The organism is Actinocorallia populi (genome assembly GCF_002995495.1).
Classification (GTDB): Bacteria; Actinomycetota; Actinomycetes; order Streptosporangiales; family Streptosporangiaceae; genus Actinocorallia; species Actinocorallia populi.
Map to the genome: position 1 here is coordinate 968,903 of NZ_PVZV01000001.1, position 16,964 is coordinate 985,866.

15 protein-coding genes are annotated in these 16,964 nt (G+C 71.8%); 6 read left to right on the top strand and 9 right to left on the bottom strand.

What is annotated here, in order from left to right:
* Window positions 1-13: 13 nt before the first annotated feature.
* Complete coding sequence (locus C2865_RS04790) at window positions 14-619, top strand: TetR/AcrR family transcriptional regulator (protein WP_198652913.1); 606 nt, start codon at window positions 14-16, stop codon at window positions 617-619.
* Window positions 620-923: 304 nt separating this feature from the next.
* Here the strand turns inward: C2865_RS04790 and C2865_RS04795 are convergent, their stop codons facing one another.
* A complete protein-coding gene (locus C2865_RS04795) occupies window positions 924-1,592 on the bottom strand; it encodes an enoyl-CoA hydratase/isomerase family protein (RefSeq protein WP_106397020.1) in 669 nt (222 codons plus the stop codon).
* The gene (locus C2865_RS04800; protein ID WP_106397021.1) at window positions 1,585-2,244 is read right to left on the bottom strand and encodes a TetR/AcrR family transcriptional regulator; all 660 of its coding nucleotides are present in this window, start codon (window positions 2,242-2,244) and stop codon (window positions 1,585-1,587) included. The genes C2865_RS04795 and C2865_RS04800 overlap by 8 nt, the downstream gene beginning before the upstream one ends.
* Window positions 2,245-2,463: 219 nt before the next feature.
* On the opposite strand from C2865_RS04800, the gene C2865_RS04805 reads away from it, so the two are divergent.
* From C2865_RS04805 to C2865_RS04825, 5 genes are all read left to right on the top strand, one after another.
* The gene (locus C2865_RS04805; protein ID WP_106397022.1) at window positions 2,464-4,029 is read left to right on the top strand and encodes a molybdopterin-dependent oxidoreductase; all 1,566 of its coding nucleotides are present in this window, start codon (window positions 2,464-2,466) and stop codon (window positions 4,027-4,029) included.
* Between the two features lie 16 nt (window positions 4,030-4,045).
* Window positions 4,046-4,651 (top strand): fasciclin domain-containing protein, encoded by a 606-nt coding sequence (locus C2865_RS04810; protein ID WP_106397023.1) that lies wholly within the window; start codon window positions 4,046-4,048, stop codon window positions 4,649-4,651.
* Window positions 4,652-4,727: 76 nt separating this feature from the next.
* A complete protein-coding gene (gene sigK, locus C2865_RS04815; protein ID WP_106397024.1) occupies window positions 4,728-5,327 on the top strand; it encodes an ECF RNA polymerase sigma factor SigK in 600 nt (199 codons plus the stop codon).
* A complete protein-coding gene (locus tag C2865_RS04820) occupies window positions 5,324-6,034 on the top strand; it encodes an anti-sigma factor (protein ID WP_106397489.1) in 711 nt (236 codons plus the stop codon). The genes sigK and C2865_RS04820 overlap by 4 nt, the downstream gene beginning before the upstream one ends.
* A 121-nt stretch (window positions 6,035-6,155) precedes the next feature.
* The gene (locus C2865_RS04825; protein WP_106397025.1) at window positions 6,156-6,659 is read left to right on the top strand and encodes a DUF4396 domain-containing protein; all 504 of its coding nucleotides are present in this window, start codon (window positions 6,156-6,158) and stop codon (window positions 6,657-6,659) included.
* 307 nt (window positions 6,660-6,966) lie between these two features.
* On the opposite strand, the gene C2865_RS04830 is transcribed toward C2865_RS04825, so the two are convergent.
* From C2865_RS04830 to C2865_RS04865, 7 genes are all read right to left on the bottom strand, one after another.
* Window positions 6,967-7,788 carry an ABC transporter ATP-binding protein gene (locus C2865_RS04830; protein WP_456297944.1) on the bottom strand — a complete coding sequence of 274 codons (822 nt, stop codon included), beginning with the start codon at window positions 7,786-7,788 and terminating at the stop codon, window positions 6,967-6,969.
* 160 nt (window positions 7,789-7,948) lie between these two features.
* Complete coding sequence (locus tag C2865_RS40530) at window positions 7,949-10,933, bottom strand: DUF5682 family protein (protein ID WP_232835423.1); 2,985 nt, start codon at window positions 10,931-10,933, stop codon at window positions 7,949-7,951.
* A gap of 98 nt (window positions 10,934-11,031) precedes the next feature.
* Complete coding sequence (locus C2865_RS04845; protein ID WP_106397026.1) at window positions 11,032-12,156, bottom strand: ATP-binding protein; 1,125 nt, start codon at window positions 12,154-12,156, stop codon at window positions 11,032-11,034.
* Window positions 12,157-12,164: 8 nt separating this feature from the next.
* On the bottom strand, window positions 12,165-13,445 hold the full coding sequence (locus C2865_RS04850) for a vWA domain-containing protein (protein WP_106397027.1): 1,281 nt from the start codon (window positions 13,443-13,445) through the stop codon (window positions 12,165-12,167).
* Complete coding sequence (locus C2865_RS04855) at window positions 13,442-14,833, bottom strand: hypothetical protein (protein ID WP_106397028.1); 1,392 nt, start codon at window positions 14,831-14,833, stop codon at window positions 13,442-13,444. Before C2865_RS04855 ends, C2865_RS04850 begins: the two co-directional genes overlap by 4 nt.
* Entirely contained in the window at window positions 14,833-15,369 is a 537-nt protein-coding gene (locus C2865_RS04860) for a hypothetical protein (RefSeq protein WP_232835360.1), read from the bottom strand. Before C2865_RS04860 ends, C2865_RS04855 begins: the two co-directional genes overlap by 1 nt.
* Before the next feature lie 68 nt (window positions 15,370-15,437).
* Window positions 15,438-16,955 (bottom strand): FAD-binding oxidoreductase, encoded by a 1,518-nt coding sequence (locus C2865_RS04865; RefSeq protein ID WP_106397029.1) that lies wholly within the window; start codon window positions 16,953-16,955, stop codon window positions 15,438-15,440.
* Window positions 16,956-16,964 lie beyond the last annotated feature (9 nt).

Sequence of the window (16,964 nt, forward strand, 5' to 3'; positions counted from 1 at the left end):
GGGGAGGAGATCCGTGACGGAACGTCCGAGGCGCAGGCAGGCCCGGGGCGAGCAGCGCATGGCGGAGATCCTCACGGCCGCCGCCGAGGTCTTCGCCCGCTCCGGCTACGAGGCCGCCACCACCAACGCGATCGCCGCCGAGGCGGGCATCTCGCCCGGCTCGCTCTACCAGTTCTTCGCCAACAAGGAGGCGATCGCCCGCGCCCTGGCCGACCGCTTCGTCACCCGGATGCGCGCCGCCCACGAGGCGGCCTTCACCGGAAGCGATCCGGCGGACCTCTCCCTGCCCGAGCTCCTCGACCGCGTCATCGACCCGATCATCGAGTTCAACCTCGCCAACCCCGGCTTCAAGGCGCTCTTCGCCCGTCCCGACATGCCCGCCGGGCTGGCGGAGGCCGCGCGGCCCATCCAGGAGGCGCTCTTCGCCCGCGTCACGGCCATCGTCGCCGTCCGGGCCCCGGCGCTCAGCCCGGCCGAACGCGCCCTCACCGCCCGGGTCCTCATCCAGGTCTTCCAGGCGATGGTCCCCCTGATCATCGCCGCGCCGCCGGAGGAGCGCCCCCTCCTCACGACCGAGCTCAAACACCTCCTCGGCCGCTACCTCGCCCCTCTCACCTGAGCTCCGACCGGGCGGCGCGGAGGAGACGCGCTCCGTCCGCCGGACCGGCGTGGCCGGCCCGCCCCCAGGGCGCGCACCGGCTCGACCCGCCGCCCGGGGTCCTCACCTCGCAGGCGCACCCTGGACGGCTTCCGGCCTGGGCGCGGCCCGAGCCGGAGCGGTGGCGGGCCGCCCCGGCGGCGGCACGCCCCGGCCGGTTCGTACGGGCGGCGTTCCGCCCGCCCGGCCCGAGCCGGGGCAGCGGGCGGCCCACCTCGCGACGGCATGCCCCGGCCGGTTCGTACGGGGGTGAAAGCCCGGCCGATCAGGTGTTCTCGACGGGGGCGCGCAGGGCCGTGACGGCGGGGGCGAACATCGTCGACTTGATCGCGGCGAGGGTGGCGCGGTCCTTGCCGGCCAGGGGGCGCACCCGTTCGGCCGCGGCCGCGAGCAGGCCGTCCTCGGCGGCGACGGCGTCCACGAGGCCGAGCTCGCGGGCCTGGGGGCCGCCGAAGCGGCTGCCGGTGGTCATGGAGGCGACGGCGGCGGCGGGCGTCAGCTTGCCCTGGATGAGCGCGGCCATCCCCGGGGTGAAGGGGATGTCGATGTCGGCTTCGGGGAAGCAGAAGTAACCGCGGTCCTCGCGCATGACGCGGAAGTCGTGGGCCATTGCGAGCATCGCGCCCGCGCCGAACGCGTGGCCGTTGACCGCTGCGATCGTCGGGACGGGCAGGGTGAGGACGCGGGCGAACAACCCGTGGACCTGGGTGACGTAGGACGTCAGCTGGTCGGGGTGCCCGCCGAGCCACTCCAGGTCCAGGCCGTTGGAGAAGAACTTGCCCTGCCCGGTCGTGACGAGAGCGGCCGGACCCGGGTGGTCGACGATTTCGTCCAGCAGGGCGTGGGCCTGCTTCAGCCAGTCCGGGGAGAAGCGGTTCTCGTCGCCGCCCAGTTCCAGGACGAAGACGGGGTCCTCGCGGCGCAGCTCAGGCATGGTCGTTCCTTTCGGGACGGCCGTCGCCCCCGGCGGGCAACGGCACGGTGAGTACGGCGCGGACGGCGGCCTCCAGCCGTCGCCGCAGGTCCGCGGAGATCCGCACGGGTCCCAGGGCCGGTCCGGCCAGCACCCGGCCGAACAACGCGGTCGGCAGGTCCACCACGCAGGTGGTGACGACCCCGACCGCCGTCGCATCGGCCCGCCCCCACACCGCTTCGGCGAGCCGTACCAGCAGTGCCACCAGCCGCCGGTCCAGTCCCATCAGCGCCTCGGCGACGTCCTGCGGTAGTTGCGGTCCCAGCAGCCGATCACTCCGGACGCTCATCAGCATCCGAGCCCCCGCGGGACGTCGCAGGGCGAACTCCGCAGGCATGTCCGCGGCGACCGCCACGGCTTTGACGGGGTCTCCGCTCTGCAGAGCAGAGTCGACCAACGTGGTCTGCAGCTTCAGGAAGTCGTCTCCCGCGCGCAGCCACGTCCGTCCCAGCAGCGCCGGCACGGATCCGAACGCATGGTAGATCGCTCCGTTCGAGACTCCGGCGGCGGCGGAGAGCCTCCGCACGGTGAACCCTTCCAGCCCTTCCCGGGCCACGAGTTCCTCGGCCACGTCGAGAATCTGGTCAAGGTCGTGCATCCGCGGGCGAGCCATGCGTCAACCATAACAGAGCATATGCTCTAAAACTTCCCCACCCTCGGGCGTTCCGGGCATCGTGCCCGCCGGAGCGTATGCGCCTCCTCCGCGGAGCCGTCGTCCGCCGAAACCGGCAGGTCTTCGAGCAGGTGAGGTACTCCTCCCGTATCGGGGGATCGTTTTCACTTTTCTTCCCACCGGACCAATCCGCCGGGGCGGCCGCGGCGAATCAGAGGCGTGAGGACCGAGGGAACGAGCAGGGGCCAAGCGGCCGTGGGAGGCCTGGCGTCGGCATCGGCGGCCGCAGGCGTCGCCGAACTGCTGGCGGCACTGGCCGGTCCGCGTCCGGGTCCGCTCTTCGCGGTGGGTTCAGCGGTGATCGACCGCACCCCCGAATGGCTCAAGCGGTTCGCCATCCGCACCTTCGGCGAGAACGACAAGCAGATCCTGCTGGCGGGCATCGCGGTGGCCGTCGCGACGACGGCGGTACTGCTGGGACTCGCCGCCCGGCGCCGGCCGGCATGGGCCGCGGCGGGAATGTTCGCGGCCGGCCTGGCGGGAGCCGTCGCGGCCGTCACACGACCGGCCGCAGGCGTGCTCGACGCGGTGCCCTCCCTGGGCGGCGCCCTCGTCGGAGCCGCCCTGCTCTGGGTCCTGACGGGAGCACGGCCCGCCCTCGGCGCGACACGAGAAAGCCCCCTTTTCGGGCCCGCAGGTGCTGACATGCCGGAGCAACGGGCCGGGAGGAGGCTCTTTCTGCTCGGGTCCGCGGGCGCCGTGGTGGCGGCTGTAGGAGGACCGCCCCTCAGCCGGATGCTGCGGGAGGCGCGGAGCGTCGAGTCGGCCCGGCGCGCGGTGCGCTTGCCCCGGCCCGCACGGACCGCCGCGCCGCTTCCGGCGGGCACGGATCTGAGGCTTCCCGGGCTCGGCCCGTTCGTCACTCCGAACCGGGACTTCTACCGGGTGGACACGGCGCTCGTCCTGCCGCAGGTCGATCCGGCCGAGTGGACGCTGCGGATCCACGGGCTGGTGGAACGGCCGGTGGAGCTGAGTTTCGACGAGTTGTTGCGGCGGCCGCTCGTCGAACACGACATCACCCTGACGTGCGTGTCGAACGAGGTGGGCGGGCCCTACGTCGGCAACGCGCGCTGGCTCGGCCTCCCGCTGGCCGGGCTGCTGCGGGAGGCCGGGGTGCGGGCGGGCGCCGACCAGCTGCTCAGCCGCTCGGCCGACGGCTGGACCTGCGGGACGCCCCTGGAGAGCGTGCTCGACGGACGGCAGGCGCTGCTCGCCGTGGGCATGAACGGGGAACCGCTGCCGGTCGCGAACGGCTTCCCGGCCCGGCTCGTCGTGCCCGGCCTGTACGGGTACGCCTCGGCCACCAAGTGGGTGGTCGACCTCGAGATCACCTGCTTCACCGACAGCGAGGCCTACTGGGTGGCGCGCGGCTACGCCGAGGACGCCCCCATCAAGACCCTCACGCGCATCGACGTGCCGCGCCCGCTGCGGCGCCTTCCCTCCGGACGCACCATGGTCGCGGGCGTCTCCTGGGCGCAGCGCCGCGGCATCGCGGCCGTCGAGGTGCGCGTGGACGGCGGTCCTTGGCGGCAGGCGCACCTCGCGTCCGTCCCGGGCACCGACACCTGGCGGCAGTGGGTCCTGGAGTGGAACGCCGCTCCCGGAACCCACCGCATCGAGGCCAGAGCCACCGACACGACGGGGGCGACCCAGCCTCCGGCACGCGTCCCACCGTTTCCCGACGGCGCCACCGGATGGCATTCGGTCGTCGTCACCGTCATCTGAAACAAGGAGAAGCATCATGAAGCGTGCCGTCCTCACCGCGGGGATCATTCTGGCGCTCGGCCTCGGCACCGCCGCGTGCGGTGCCGACGAGGAGACCGAAGCCGCCTCCGGGAACCCCGCCACCACGTCGGCATCGCAGGCGCCCGCGGGTGAGAACTTCGGCCCGGGTTGCGCGGCGGTTCCCAAGGACGGCCCCGGCAGCTTCACCGGAATGGCCGCCGACCCCGTCGCCACCGCGGCCTCCAACAACCCCGTCCTGTCCACCCTCGTCACCGCGGTGAAGAAGGCGGGCTTGGTCGACACCCTCAACTCCGCCCAGGACATCACCGTCTTCGCCCCGGCAAACGACGCTTTCGCCAAGATCCCCGAAGCCGACCTGAACAAGGTCCTCGCCGACGAGAAGACGCTGACCGGCGTCCTCACCTACCACGTCGTCGAGGGCCGCAAGACGCCCGCCGACCTTGCCTCCGGATCCTTCAAGACCCTGCAGGGCGGCACCGTCACCGCTAAGGGAGGCGGCACCGACTACACCGTCAACGGGGCGAAGGTGGTCTGCGGAAACGTGCAGACCGGCAACGCCACCGTCTACATCATCGACACTGTCCTGATGCCTGCGAAGTGAAGCCCCTCACCGGAGCCGCCGGTCAGGAGGCGGCTCCGGTGAGACCCACGCGTCCCGCCAACGACCAGGGAGAGAGATGAGTGATCCGTTCGCCGAGGGCGCTCGGGACACCTCGCAGCAGACCGAAGACGACGCTCCTGAGGGACTGGCCGCACTGCTGCAGTACGTGGCCTGCGGTGACCGACGGGCGTTCGAACTCGTCTACGAGCAGGTGTCGGGGCCCGTCTACGGCACGATCCTGCGCGTCGTACGCGACCCTGCGCAGACCGAGGAGGTCGCGCAGGAGACACTGGTCCAGGTGTGGAGAGAGGCTTCGCGGTTCGACCCGCTCCGGGGGAGCCCGATGGCCTGGATCCTCACACTCGCCCACCGGCGGGCCGTCGATCGCGTTCGCAGCGTTCAAGCCGGTTCCGCTCGGGAGCAGCGGGCGGGATACGTGGAGCGGGAGCACGACCACGTGGTCGAAGAAGTCGAGACCCGGCTCGACCGCGAACGGGTACGCCGCTGCCTCGGTGGTCTCACCGGGTTGCAACGCGAGTCCCTCACGCTCGCCTACTACTCGGGGTACACCTATCCCGAGGTGGCCGGACTGCTGAATGTGCCGCTCGGCACCGTCAAGACCCGCATGCGCGACGCTCTCATCCGGATGCGCGACTGCCTGGGAGTGGACCGATGAACGCCCACGACATGCACAGCCTCCTGGCTCCCTACACGCTGCACGCGCTCACTGATGTCGAACGCCGCCGTTTCGAACACCACCTCACCGAGTGCGAGAGCTGCGCCGAGGAACTGCGAGGCTTGAACGAGACGGCTGCGATGCTCGGAGTCGCCCTCTCCCGACGTCCTCCGGCGGTGCTGCGCGAACGCGTCATGGAGGAGGTCTCCCGTACTCGGCAGCTTCCGCCGAGGGTCGGGAACCACCGCAGGTGGCGCTGGAACCTTCCGGGTACCCCGTTGCTGTTCCTTGCCGCCGCAGCTGTCATCACCGCCGTCCTCTTCACGGGCTTCACCGTTTTCTCGAGCTCTGACCAGGTGCGCCACCCCGACCCGCAGATCGACGCGGTGCTGTCCGCCTCGGACGCCCGTGACGTCGAATTCCGGCTGGCCGGAGGAGGCAGCGGAACCCTCGTCGTGTCCCGCTCTCTGAACAAGGCGTTCATCACGATGGACGGCCTGCCCGCCATCCCCGCCACCCGCGCCTACGAGCTGTGGCTCCTCGGCCCCGGAACTCCACGTCCAGCCGGCCTGATGCATGACACCCGCGGCTCGCGGCTGCTCACCGCCCTCGACGACGCGACCCAGGTGGGCGTCACCGTCGAGCGCGCCGAAGGGGTCTCCGCCCCCACCAGCGCGCCGATCTTCACCTTGCGCCTCCCCGGCTGACCCCGGTTTCCGGGAAGCCTGCAGAAAGGGGCAATTTCGGCCATGATTCCGCAATACCCCCTATGGGTATACGGTTAGTCATGTCGGACAGCGGTACAGAGGAGAGCGGGGTCGACTGGCCATGGACCACACCGAGCACCACCATGGACACTCCGGGCACCAAGGGCACGACCATGGGCACACGGCGGCGGGGGCCTCCTGGAGCACGGCGGTGAAAGCCACCCTGCACTGCTTGATGGGATGCGCCATCGGCGAGATCCTGGGCATGGTCATCGGCACCGCGTTGGGCTGGGGCAACGTCCAGACGATGACCCTGGCGATAACGCTGGCGTTCTTGTTCGGCTACTCGTTCACCTTGTTCGCCGTCCGGCGGGCCGGAGTGCGCCTCAGGCAGGCGGTCAGGGTGGCGCTGGCCGCGGACACCGTCTCCATCGCCGTCATGGAGCTCGTCGACAACGGCATCATCGCCCTCACCCCCGGCGCGATGGACGCCCACCTGACGGACGCCCTCTTCTGGTCGGCCCTCCTGGGCGGTTTCGTCGTCGCCTTCGTCATCACCACCCCCGTCAACAAGTGGCTGATCGGCCGAGGCAAGGGCCACGCCGTCGTCCACGCCTACCACTGACCGAACACCCGACGAGCGCCCCCGGCCAGGGGACGCTTCTCCTTCCACGCCACCGGCCGTACGCAACGACCCCTGCGGCTGCATGGAACGGCTCCGCCGGTCGTACGGAACGGCTTCTGGTGGCTGCGGGAGGTTCCGCCGGTTGTACGAGCGGCTCTCGGCGCTCGCAGGGACGGCTTCCCGCAGTTGTGCGGAACGGTTTCCGGCGGCTGCATGGAACGGCTCTCGGTGGGTGCGCACTTCCGGGAGGCCGGCCCTGGTGCGGGGGCATCGGGTGGAGGCGGTGCTCCAGGGCCGGTCCTCGGAGTCAGTCCTGGAGCGGGGGCTCCGGGGTGGAGGCGGCGCTCCAGCGGCCGTTGGCGCGAGTGATGGTGATGGGGTGGTCGAAGCAGGCGCTGATCAGGCCGGTGGTGAGGGTGGCGGGGGCCGGTCCGGCGGTCAGGACGGCGCCGCGGCGGAGGAGCAGGGCGTGGGTGGTGGTGGCGGGCAGCTCCTCCAGGTGGTGGGTGACCAGGACGGACGTGAGGGCGGGGTGGCGGCGGCGCAGGGCGTCCAGACGGGACAGCAGGCGTTCGCGGGCGACGAGGTCGAGGCCGGTGGCGGGCTCGTCCAGCAGGAGCAGGTCCGGTTCGGGCATGAGGGCGCGGGCGATCAGGGCGCGGCCGCGCTCCCCCTGGGAGAGCTCGGGCCAGCGGGCCGCGGCGCGGTCGGTGAGCCCCATCAGCTCGATGAGCTCGGCCGCGCGGCTTCGCTGCCCGTCGGTGGGCGTCCAGCGGGGCACCAGTTCGATGGTGCCGGTCACGCCGGTGAGGACGACCTCGAGCACGGTGCGCGCCGACTGCAGCGGGTGGCGCGGGTTGACGTGGCCGATCCGCATCCGCAGGTCCTGGACGTTGACGCGCCCCAACCGGTGGCCGAGGATCTCGGCGGTGCCGCGGGTCGGGTGCGTGTAGGCGCCGAGGACGGACAGCAGCGTGCTCTTGCCCGCGCCGTTGGGCCCCAGCAGCGCCCAGTGCTCACCGGCGCGCACCGTCATCGAGACCTCGTCCAGCAGAAGCTTGCCGTCCCGCACGAGATCCAGCTTCTGGATGTCCAGCACCACTTCGGACAGAACCGGAGACGGGACCACGGTCGGCAAGGCACTCTCCTCATCAGCGGGAACGAACCCCCGGCACAGGACCGGTGATCTCGCAAACTACCCGCACCCCACGAGCCCGTCAGCCGCACCCCGCCAGAGTCCCCTGCCTGCGCTCGCAGGAGCCCGCCTTCAGCTCCCTTGGAGGCCGTCCCTATTTCCCAAGGGCCGCGATGGCGGCGGCGGTTTCGGGGTGGCGGGCCAGGAGGGCGGTCACCTCCTCCGGGCCGCCTGCGGGGGACGGGGCAGGGGTCTGCCAGACGGGGTCGTGGCCCAGGAGGGCTGCGATGGCGTCGCAGGGGGCCGGGTGGGCGGACAGGAGGGCGGCGGCGGGGGTGGCAGGGGCTCGGGGTTCCCTGCGTGCGGGCCGCCGGCGCTCCCAGGGCGGGGTCCAGGCGTCGAGGGCGGGGAGGGCGGCGGGGAAGGTGCGGTCGGCCTCGCGGACGAGAGTGGGCAGAAGGCCGCCGGAACCGGCGCGCAGGGTGGTGATGAGCTTGGGGAGCCAGGGGAGGAGGACGGCGTCGGGGAGGCGGCCGAAGGCCTTGGACAGGAGTTCCACGACGAAGGGGGTGAGGGTGGGGACGGGGTCGAGGGCGTGGATGAAGCCGTTCAGGTAGTGGGGGAAGGCCTCGATGGAGAAGGGGTTGTCGAGCAGGCCGTCGCACAGGGCGCGCAGCTCGTCCTGGGGCAGCAGGCCCAGGCGGGAGCGTGCGGCCCACAGCAGGGCGACCTTGGCGGGGGACTCGGGGTGGGACTGGCGTACGGCCAGCTCCAGCTGGGTGTGGTCGCAGCCCAGGGACAGGGCGAGGCCCTCCATGCCGAACAGGAAGCCCAGCATGGCCGCGACCTGCCGGACACCGCCGGCGTCGTCGGTGAAGGCCGTCGGCAGCAGTGTGCAGTAGTGCGCGTAGCCGGTGGTGACGAACTCCTCGCACCAGCGGGGAAGGGCGGGTTCCGCCGCACGGTGGTGGGTGAGCAGGCGGCGGATGCGGCGCAGCACCTCGGGCGCGTCGTCGACGTCGCGTTCGGCGGCCAGGAGCTCCACGGCCCGCACGCCGAGCTCGTCGGGGAGCCGCCGCCCCGGCAGGAAGCGGATGGCGTCCTCCACGGCGGCCAGCGCGGTGGAGGCGGTGGCCTGGGGATGCCGGACGGCGCGGCGCAGCCGCTGCTCCAGCACCTGCTCGACGGTCACGCCCTCGTAGCCGAGTTCGACCAGGGCGCGCTGGTCGCGGCCGAGCGCCAGGTCCCAGCTCTCCTGGATGGAGCGTTCACCCAGCTCGCGGGAGCCCATGATGGGCCGGACGGTGCCCTTGGGCAGCAGCCGGTGCAGGATCCACAGCAGGTCCGAGCAGGGCGCCAGCTCGGGCCGGGTCTTCAGGTCCATCAGGGCCCGCTGGATCGTGCGCGCCTGCAGGTTCAGCCCGAGCGGCTCCAGCCTGTCGAGCACGTCCCGCGCCAGCGGCGGCAGCGACTCGTACCCGACCTGGCCGATCCGGTCGCCGCCGAGCAGGATCTCGCACAGCCGGGCGACGTCGCGCCGGCCCGGCACCGTGTCCTTCTCGATGCAGGTGACGGCCGCGTCCTGGAAGTCGTACGGCGTCGGCCGCCGCCGGTTCCGCATGTTCGCCAGCAGCACCGACGTCTCGAACACCGCGATCGCGTCCGCCGTGCTGGCCTGATATCCGTTCCGCCGGGCCAGCCGCACGATGTCCACACACCAGCCGAGCAACTCGCCCTCGTCGAGCACGTTCTGCGCCGGCGGCTCCGCCAGGAACCCCGACAACCGGTCGTCCACCGACTCCGGGAGGGCGCTCGGCCGCACCCGTTCGTCCGCTCCCACCTGCGCTTCGGTGCCTGGAGCCGCTCGGCCCGTCTTCACAGGACCTTCGTGCGGCCCGTTCGCCGGGGGAGCGGCGGCCGTCTGTCCGGCCTGCCGGTGCGTCTCCTCCGGGAGCGCGGGACCGCGGTGCTGCGGCGTGGAGACGGGCGGAACGGAGACGTCCAGGGCCTCCTGCCCGGCCCGGCCGCGGGCGCTCTTGTGGTTTTTGAGGCGGAAGGGCTTCACGCCGGTGTGCTTGAGGGCCTTGGACCAGGTGGCGGCGGCGATCGAGACGGAGCCGGGCGCGAGCCCGAACTGGGCTTCGATGGCCGAGTGGCTGGACGGGATGAGGCCGTACTGCCAGCGGGTCTTCGTACGGGGCTCGATCTCGTGGGAAGCCGTGGCCGCGAGACCGAACTGCTCGACGCGGCTGGCGGCGTGGAAGGCGCCGCAGACGTACAGGCAGTCGGACGGGTCGGTGCCGGACGCGGCGAGGTGTTCGCGCATGCGCGTCCACATGTGGCGTTCGCGCTCCTCGTCGCGGCCTTCGTCGCCGTCGCGGCGCAACCGCCGGAACAGGCTGCCGACCATGACCATGACCTGGCGGTAGGTGTCGTAATCGGCACCGGACAGCGGCTGCTCCACGTACTGGTCCCACCACTCCGACCAGTGGCGGACCTTGCCGTGGTGCAGCAGGTACCGCTCCAGCTCGGCGAAGCGGGGGCGCAGGTCGCCCAGCTCGACGCCCACCGAGTCGCCGTGCAGCGCGGCCTCCTCTTCGGACGTGGCGGACGCACCGGAGGCCCGGGGCGTGCCCGGCACGTCGGACTCGGGTGCTTCCTCTCCCCGGCGGCGCGGCTGCCACTGGAAGACGTGGTCGCTCGAACGGTCCACCGGCACCAGCTCGACGCCCGGCGTCTCCAGCGCGTAGGCGATGGCCTGGTACTCGGCGGACGCCTCCGTCACCGGCGCGATCACGCTCAGCGGCGCCCACTCGGCGGGGAAACCGTCGAGCTCGGTGGCGAACGCCTGCAGCGCGACGGGCAGGCGGCAGTTGCGCAGCTCCCCGAGCAGCGGCCCGAGGTCCTCGCACAACTCCAGGTAGACGACCTTCGGCCGCTTCTCCCGCAACCTCCGCGCCATGGCCAGCGCGGAGGACGGCGAGTGGTGGCATACCGGGAAGATCTCGAGTTCCTCGTGCAGTGCCCGGTCGACGTCGTCGACCATGCCGGCGAGGATCCCGGACAGCCCGTCCGGGCCCTCGGCGAAGGCTCCGGCGGCGTCGAGCAGCTGTTCGCGGAGCGCGGCGAACGGGTTCATCGGGTACGCGGCGTGCGGCCCCGCCCGCAGGACGGGCAGGGGGAACACCGCTCCCTCCCTTCACGGAGACGGAGAGTGGGCTTCGAGACGGGCGGAGGTCAGGACAGCTTCGCGATCGCCTCTCGACCGCCCTCCAGGAAGCCCTTCCACGGTCCGTCCTCGTCCTGCTTGGAGCGGGGCTCGACGACGCCGTGCCAGAACTTGTTGAGGATCGCCAGGTCCTCGGGGCTGCGCCGGGCCAGCGAGCCGACCATCGACCCGGCGAGCGTCTCGGCGCGCAGCGCGCGGTCGCCGAAGAACTGGCTGTGCAGGATCGCGTCCTCCAGCACGCCGATCTGCTCGGCGGTGGACAGCGACGACTCCAGCCGCTCGTCGTCGCTGCTCGCCGAGGCCGCGGCGGCCCGCAGGTCGGCGAAACTCTGCAGCAGCACGTCCAGCAGGGTGGGCGGCACGTCCAGCTCGATCTGGTGGCGGCGCAGCAGTTCGGTGGTGCGGAACCGGACGATCTCCGCCTCGCTGTTCTTGCTCGCCACCATGGGGATGCGCACGAAGTTGAACCGGCGCTTGAGCGCGGACGACAGGTCGTTCACGCCGCGGTCGCGGCTGTTGGCCGTGGCGATGACGGAGAACCCGGGCTTGGCGAAGACGATGTTGTCGCCGTTGCCGTCGCTCAGTTCGGGGATCGACACGTACTTCTCCGACAGGATGGAGATCAGCGCGTCCTGCACGTCGCTGGTGGAGCGGGTGAGCTCCTCGAACCGGCCGACGACGCCCCGCTCCATCGCCGTCATGATCGGCGAGGGGATCAACGACTCCCGCGACTGCCCCTTGGCGATCACCATGGAGACGTTCCACGAGTACTTGATGTGGTCCTCGGTGGTGCCGGCCGTGCCCTGCACCACCAGCGTGGAGTTGCGGCAGATCGCCGCCGACAGCAGTTCGGCCAGCCAGCTCTTGCCGGTGCCGGGGTCGCCGATGAGCAGCAGACCCCGGTCGGACGCGAGCGTCACGATGGCGCGCTCGACGATGCTCCGGTCGCCGAACCACTTCTGGGGGATCTCGCGCTCCAGCCCGTCGGACCGCTCCGAGCCGAGGACGAACGTGCGGATCATCCTGGGGCTGAGCCGCCACGAGAACGGCCTGTGCCCGTCGTCGGCGGACTCCAGCCAGTCGAGCTCCTCGGCGTACTTCACCTCGGCGGGGGCGCGCAGCAGGTCACTCATCGGTTCTCCTAGTCGAGGAAGTTCTTGAGCTCGAAGACGAGCTTGCGGATGTGACCCGAGATCACGGGGGTGCCCAGGTCCTTGAAGCGCTGGCGGAACCACGGGTTCACGCTCTGGTGGCCGGAGCTGTTGACCGAGCCGACCGGGATGAACCTCACCCCGGAGCGGTGCACCTCCTGGATGCCGTCGAACAGCGGCTGGGACCGGTCGAACTCGTAGAAGTCCGAGATCCACACCATCACGGTGTTCCGCGGGTCGGCGATCTTCGGGCGGGCCATGGCCATGGCGACGGGGCCGTCGTTGCCGCCGCCGAGCCTGGTGCGCAGCAGCACCTCGAACGGGTCGTCCACCCAGGGGGTGAGGTCGAGCGCGCGGGTGTCGTAGGCGATGAGGTGCACGTCGACCTTGGGCAGCCCGGCGAAGATCGACGCGAGGATGGTGCAGTTGACCATCGAGTCGACCATCGAGCCGGACTGGTCGACCACCACGATCAGGCGGGCGGGCGTGGTGCGCTTGGCGGTCTGCCTGAAGAACAGCCGGTCGACGTAGAGGCGCTCGTCCTCCGGGCTCCAGTTGGTGAGGTTCTTCCAGATCGTCCGGTCGAGGTCGAGGTTGCGGAACACCCGCTTGGGCGGCACCGAGCGGTCGATCTTCCCGGTGCTGGTCTGCTGCACCTGGGTGCGCAGCACCTCGGCGACCTCGTCGACGTACCGGCGGATCAACGCCTTGGCGTTGGCCAGCGCCACGCCCGAGAGGTTGGCCTTGTCGCGCAGCAGCTGCTCGATGAGCGACATGCTCGGCTTGAGCTGCCGGGCGAGCGCGGGGTCGGCCAGCACCTCGCGCAGCCGCATCCGGCTGACGAGGTCGCCTTCGAGCTCGCCCAGCACGCCGCCGAGCTCGGCGGCGCCCGCCTCGCCCGCGGCGCGTTCCAGCCAGTGCCGGTCGCGCTGCCAGTCGGCCAGCGCCGAGGCCGTCACCTGGCCCGAGCCGGTGGCGAACACGTTGAGCAGCAGCTTGGAGAAGAGCGCGGCCCGCCGTACCCGCTCGCCCGGGGCCTCGTCCAGGTCCGTGGTCTCGGACAGCTCCTGGAATCCGGCCTCCAGTTCGGGAAAGCGCTGCACCAGGTTGTCGACCGAGACGCCCGGGTCGAGCAGCGCCGGGGGCAGCCCGAGGTCGTCGACGACGGCGACGCTCGCCGCCTCCAGCGACGGCTGCTCCTCGGGGTCGAACAGGCGGGCCAGGAGCCTCCAGTAGAGGACCTGCCGCCGGTGCGCTTCGGCTTCGCTCATCTGCGCAGCAACCTTCCCGCCCGTTCACGAAGGACGGCCACGGAGTCACCGGACCTGGCCTCGGCCTTGACGACCTTCGGGTCGGTGGGGCCCAGCGCCCAGTCGCCGGTGTGCGCCTCGAACGGCTTGCGTTTGGCCGTCCCCTGGACGGCGAGCGGCTGGGCCTTCCACCGTCCGGCGTCCCAGCGGACCAGCCCGACGCACGCGGAGGAGGCCTTGACGAGCTCGGACGTGAGGGGACCGCAGGACGGCAGCCGGTCGAAGTCGACATCGAGGACGCGGTCGCCCAGCCGGAACCCGTCGCCGTCGACGGTGTACCCCTCGAGCAGCACGGGCTCGGCGATGCGCACCGGGTGGCGTTCCAGCGGAGGCACCGCGGGAGCGAGGGCCCCGGTGAGCATGACCCGGGCGGTGGTGAAGGGGTCGGCCGGCTCGCCTGCCGCGGCCTGCCCGTCCTGCCAGACCAGGTCGCCTCCCGCCAGGAGCGGCATTCCGGAGATCTCCAGGACACGGCGTTCGGCCAGCGCGCCCAGCAGCACGGGATGGTCGGACAGCAGCCGCCACACCGCGGGCCCGGCGATGGTGTCGACCTTCGCCGCGGCGGCGCTCGCCCGGACCAGCCGGGTCCGGGCGCCGCCGGACGGCTCCAGAACGGCGTGCACCTGGATCTGCACGGCGGTGTCGTGCTCGTGCACGTCCACGCCGAGCACGAGCAGCCGCCCCGACACCTCTTCAGCGGGTTCGGCCGCGCACGCGCGGCCCCCGGCCTGGGCGAGCAGCAGCGCCCGCGACCACAGGTCGGCCCAGCGCCGGACGGGCAGCCGCTCAGCCGTCCCGACCGGGCTGAACGCCCGCAGTTCGGACGCGAGCCCGTCGAGCAGCACCGCGGGCCTGCGCAGCGCGGGCACCGCGAACAGCGCCTCGATCACCCGATCGGCGGAGGACACCAGGTCGTACCCCACCCCGCGCCAGCCGGTGATGGCCAGTTCGTGCAGCCAGGCCCGGCATCCGCCGAGCAGGTCGTCGGACACCGGCGGGGCGGGCGGCCGCGTCCACTCGTCACGGTCGCGGCCGAGCGCGGCGTCCAGCGAGTGGAGCAGCGCGTCGTGCACGGCGCCGAGCAGCGCGGCCCTGCCACCGGCCAGTACCGCGAGGTGCTCCTCGGTGACGGAGCCCGCGGTGAGCTTTTCGACGGCCTCGGCCACCGCTTCGCCGATCGGCGAGACGGCCAGGGCCGCGGCCAGCGCCTCCAGGGCCTCCAGCCGTTCCGGGTCGAGCCGGGCGAACCCGTGGACGAGCGCGTCGTCGAACCCCGCGACCAGGCCGAGCGCCTCCTCGACGCCCTCGGGAGACGCGCCGAGCAGTTCGGAGAGCTGGATCTCGAGCATCAGCGCACCGCCCCGGCCGCCGGGAACCAGTGCAGCTCCGGGACGGGCACCGTGGTGCCCGGCAGCTCCAGGTAGGACAGGTGCCGCAGGAAACGGCTGAACACGACCGCCGCGTCCGAGGGCTCCGGCGAACCGCCGAGGGCGCTCACCAGGTCGCCGCTCTCGTCGACGTCGACCTTCAGGTACCGCGCGACGCGCTCCAGCCCGTACTGCAGCACCGCCTCGTCGGCGAGGGCCCGCAGGTGCTTGCAGGGCAGCCCGCGCAGCCCGCCGCACGGCCGGTTGTTGTTCGTCCGGCAGTTGTAGGCGTGGCTGCCCGCGCTGATCGATGAGACGTACACGCGGCTGATGTCCGAGCCGCTCGACACGACCCCCTGCAACCGCCCGTCCGCCAGTTCCACGAAGGGAACCTTCGCCAGCTTGCGCGGCCGCGCCGGCGGGACTATTCGCACCGCGCTCCGCCGCTCCCAGCCGGCCTCGTCCACGTCCAAGCCCATGCCTCCCGTCACCGACCGGTCTCTGACGACCTCGATCATGGGCGGCAAGCTACTTCGGGCCTCCGACAAAATCATGCGGCCCGCGCACAGGCGTGGCCGTCCGCCGATCAGGGAAGCGCGGAGGCCGGGGCGCTGAGCGGGGAGCCGATGCCCTGGGCGTAGCGGAGGACGCCGCCGGGGTCGCAGTGTTCCTTCACTTTCAGGAGACGGTCGTAGTTGGGGCCGTAGTAGGCGTCGTGCCAGCCGACGAGGTCGGGGTCGGGGAAGTTGACGTAGGCGGCCGTGGTGCGCAGGTCGTGGCACAGCAGCCGGTACACGGTGTCGAGTCGGCGGAGCATGCGGTCCACCGATTCGGCGGAGGCCTTCGAAGCCCAGGAGGCGCCGATGTCGATCACAAAGGTGGCCTGGCGGTGGGGAAAGGCCGTCTCGGCAGAGGAGACGGACGCGGTGGCGCCTCCCATCGCGAACAGCGTGACATGGCCGGAGGCACCGGGCACGTCCGGCTTCCAGTAGCGGATCCAATCCGTGACGGCCGCGACGGCCTGCGACGTCGGCCACCGATCGGGTACCAGGGATTTGGAGGCCATCGCCTCCGGGCGCTCCTCCATCGCCAGGTGCTTCTGCGCCGCCCAGAAGCCGCGCTGCTCGATGAGCCGCTTGTCCGGGCCCAGGGACAACATCGGGGCCATGAGCCTCCTCAGCCGGTCCTCGTCGCCGAGGCACTGGCCGAGTAGCGCGATCGAGGGCAGTCCCCGCCCAGGGTGAGAGAAACCGACGCGGACGTCGAGGTCGCCCGTGTGGTCGCGCTGGAGCAGTTCCCGGAGCATCTCCATCAGCGTGACCCCGTGGTGCGGGGCGAAAGAGAAGTCGAACACCGTGGAGACCTGCCGGTCGACTCTGACGGCGTCGAAGACGAAGGCCGTGTTGATGCCGAAGTTGCCTCCGGCCCCGCCGCGGCAGGCCCAGAACAGGTCGGCGTTCTCCTTTTCGCTCGCGCGCACCAGGGTCCCGTCGGCCAGGACCAGCCGGGTCTCCACCAGCCGGTCGCAGCTCAGCCCCCATTTGCGGTCGTTGAATCCCAGCCCGCCGCCGAGCGTCAACCCGGCGACGCCCACTCCGGGGCAGCGCCCTCCGGGGAAGTACAGTCCGGTGCCTCCGACTCCGGCCCGGTAGACGTCGGAGTTGGTCGCGCCACCTCCCACCGCGAGGCGGTCGCCGTGCGGAAACACCTCGCTGATGCGCCGGAGGTCGATCAGCAGGCCGGGTGTGGTGGAGTGCCCGGCGTAGTTGTGGCCGCCCGAGCGCGGCGTCAGCGGCATACCGTGCTCGACGGCCCACCGGAGGGCCGCCTGGACGTCGCGCTCGGTGGCGCAGGAGACGATGCCGGCCGGCCGGAGGTCCGCGTAACGCAGGTTCTGCGGCAGGGCGAGCTTGGCGTATCCGGTGTCGTCGGGGCGGTGGAGGCGTGCCGCGGGGCTGAGCGCCCGGCGGAGGCTCCGCCAGGCCGACCGGTCGGGAACGGCTCGTCGGAGGGCCGCCGCGGGAGCGGGTCCGAGCAGACCGGCGGCCATCCCGCCGGCGGCGATCCGTGCTCCCGCTCGCAGAACATCACGTCGATTGCGCATGACTTCCCC

Bases quoted from the DNA above. Each gene is read 5' to 3' on its own strand.
- C2865_RS04845 (WP_106397026.1), bottom strand. From the start codon at position 12,156: ATGAGTGACCTGCTGCGCGCCCCCGCCGAGGTGAAGTACGCCGAGGAG.
- C2865_RS40530 (WP_232835423.1), bottom strand. From the start codon at position 10,933: ATGAACCCGTTCGCCGCGCTCCGCGAACAGCTGCTCGACGCCGCCGGA.
- C2865_RS04855 (WP_106397028.1), bottom strand. From the start codon at position 14,833: ATGCTCGAGATCCAGCTCTCCGAACTGCTCGGCGCGTCTCCCGAGGGC.
- C2865_RS04850 (WP_106397027.1), bottom strand. From the start codon at position 13,445: ATGAGCGAAGCCGAAGCGCACCGGCGGCAGGTCCTCTACTGGAGGCTC.
- C2865_RS04820 (WP_106397489.1), top strand. From the start codon at position 5,324: ATGAACGCCCACGACATGCACAGCCTCCTGGCTCCCTACACGCTGCAC.
- C2865_RS04865 (WP_106397029.1), bottom strand. From the start codon at position 16,955: ATGCGCAATCGACGTGATGTTCTGCGAGCGGGAGCACGGATCGCCGCC.
- sigK (WP_106397024.1), top strand. From the start codon at position 4,728: ATGAGTGATCCGTTCGCCGAGGGCGCTCGGGACACCTCGCAGCAGACC.
- C2865_RS04860 (WP_232835360.1), bottom strand. From the start codon at position 15,369: ATGATCGAGGTCGTCAGAGACCGGTCGGTGACGGGAGGCATGGGCTTG.
- C2865_RS04795 (WP_106397020.1), bottom strand. From the start codon at position 1,592: ATGCCTGAGCTGCGCCGCGAGGACCCCGTCTTCGTCCTGGAACTGGGC.
- C2865_RS04800 (WP_106397021.1), bottom strand. From the start codon at position 2,244: ATGGCTCGCCCGCGGATGCACGACCTTGACCAGATTCTCGACGTGGCC.
- C2865_RS04810 (WP_106397023.1), top strand. From the start codon at position 4,046: ATGAAGCGTGCCGTCCTCACCGCGGGGATCATTCTGGCGCTCGGCCTC.
- C2865_RS04825 (WP_106397025.1), top strand. From the start codon at position 6,156: ATGGACCACACCGAGCACCACCATGGACACTCCGGGCACCAAGGGCAC.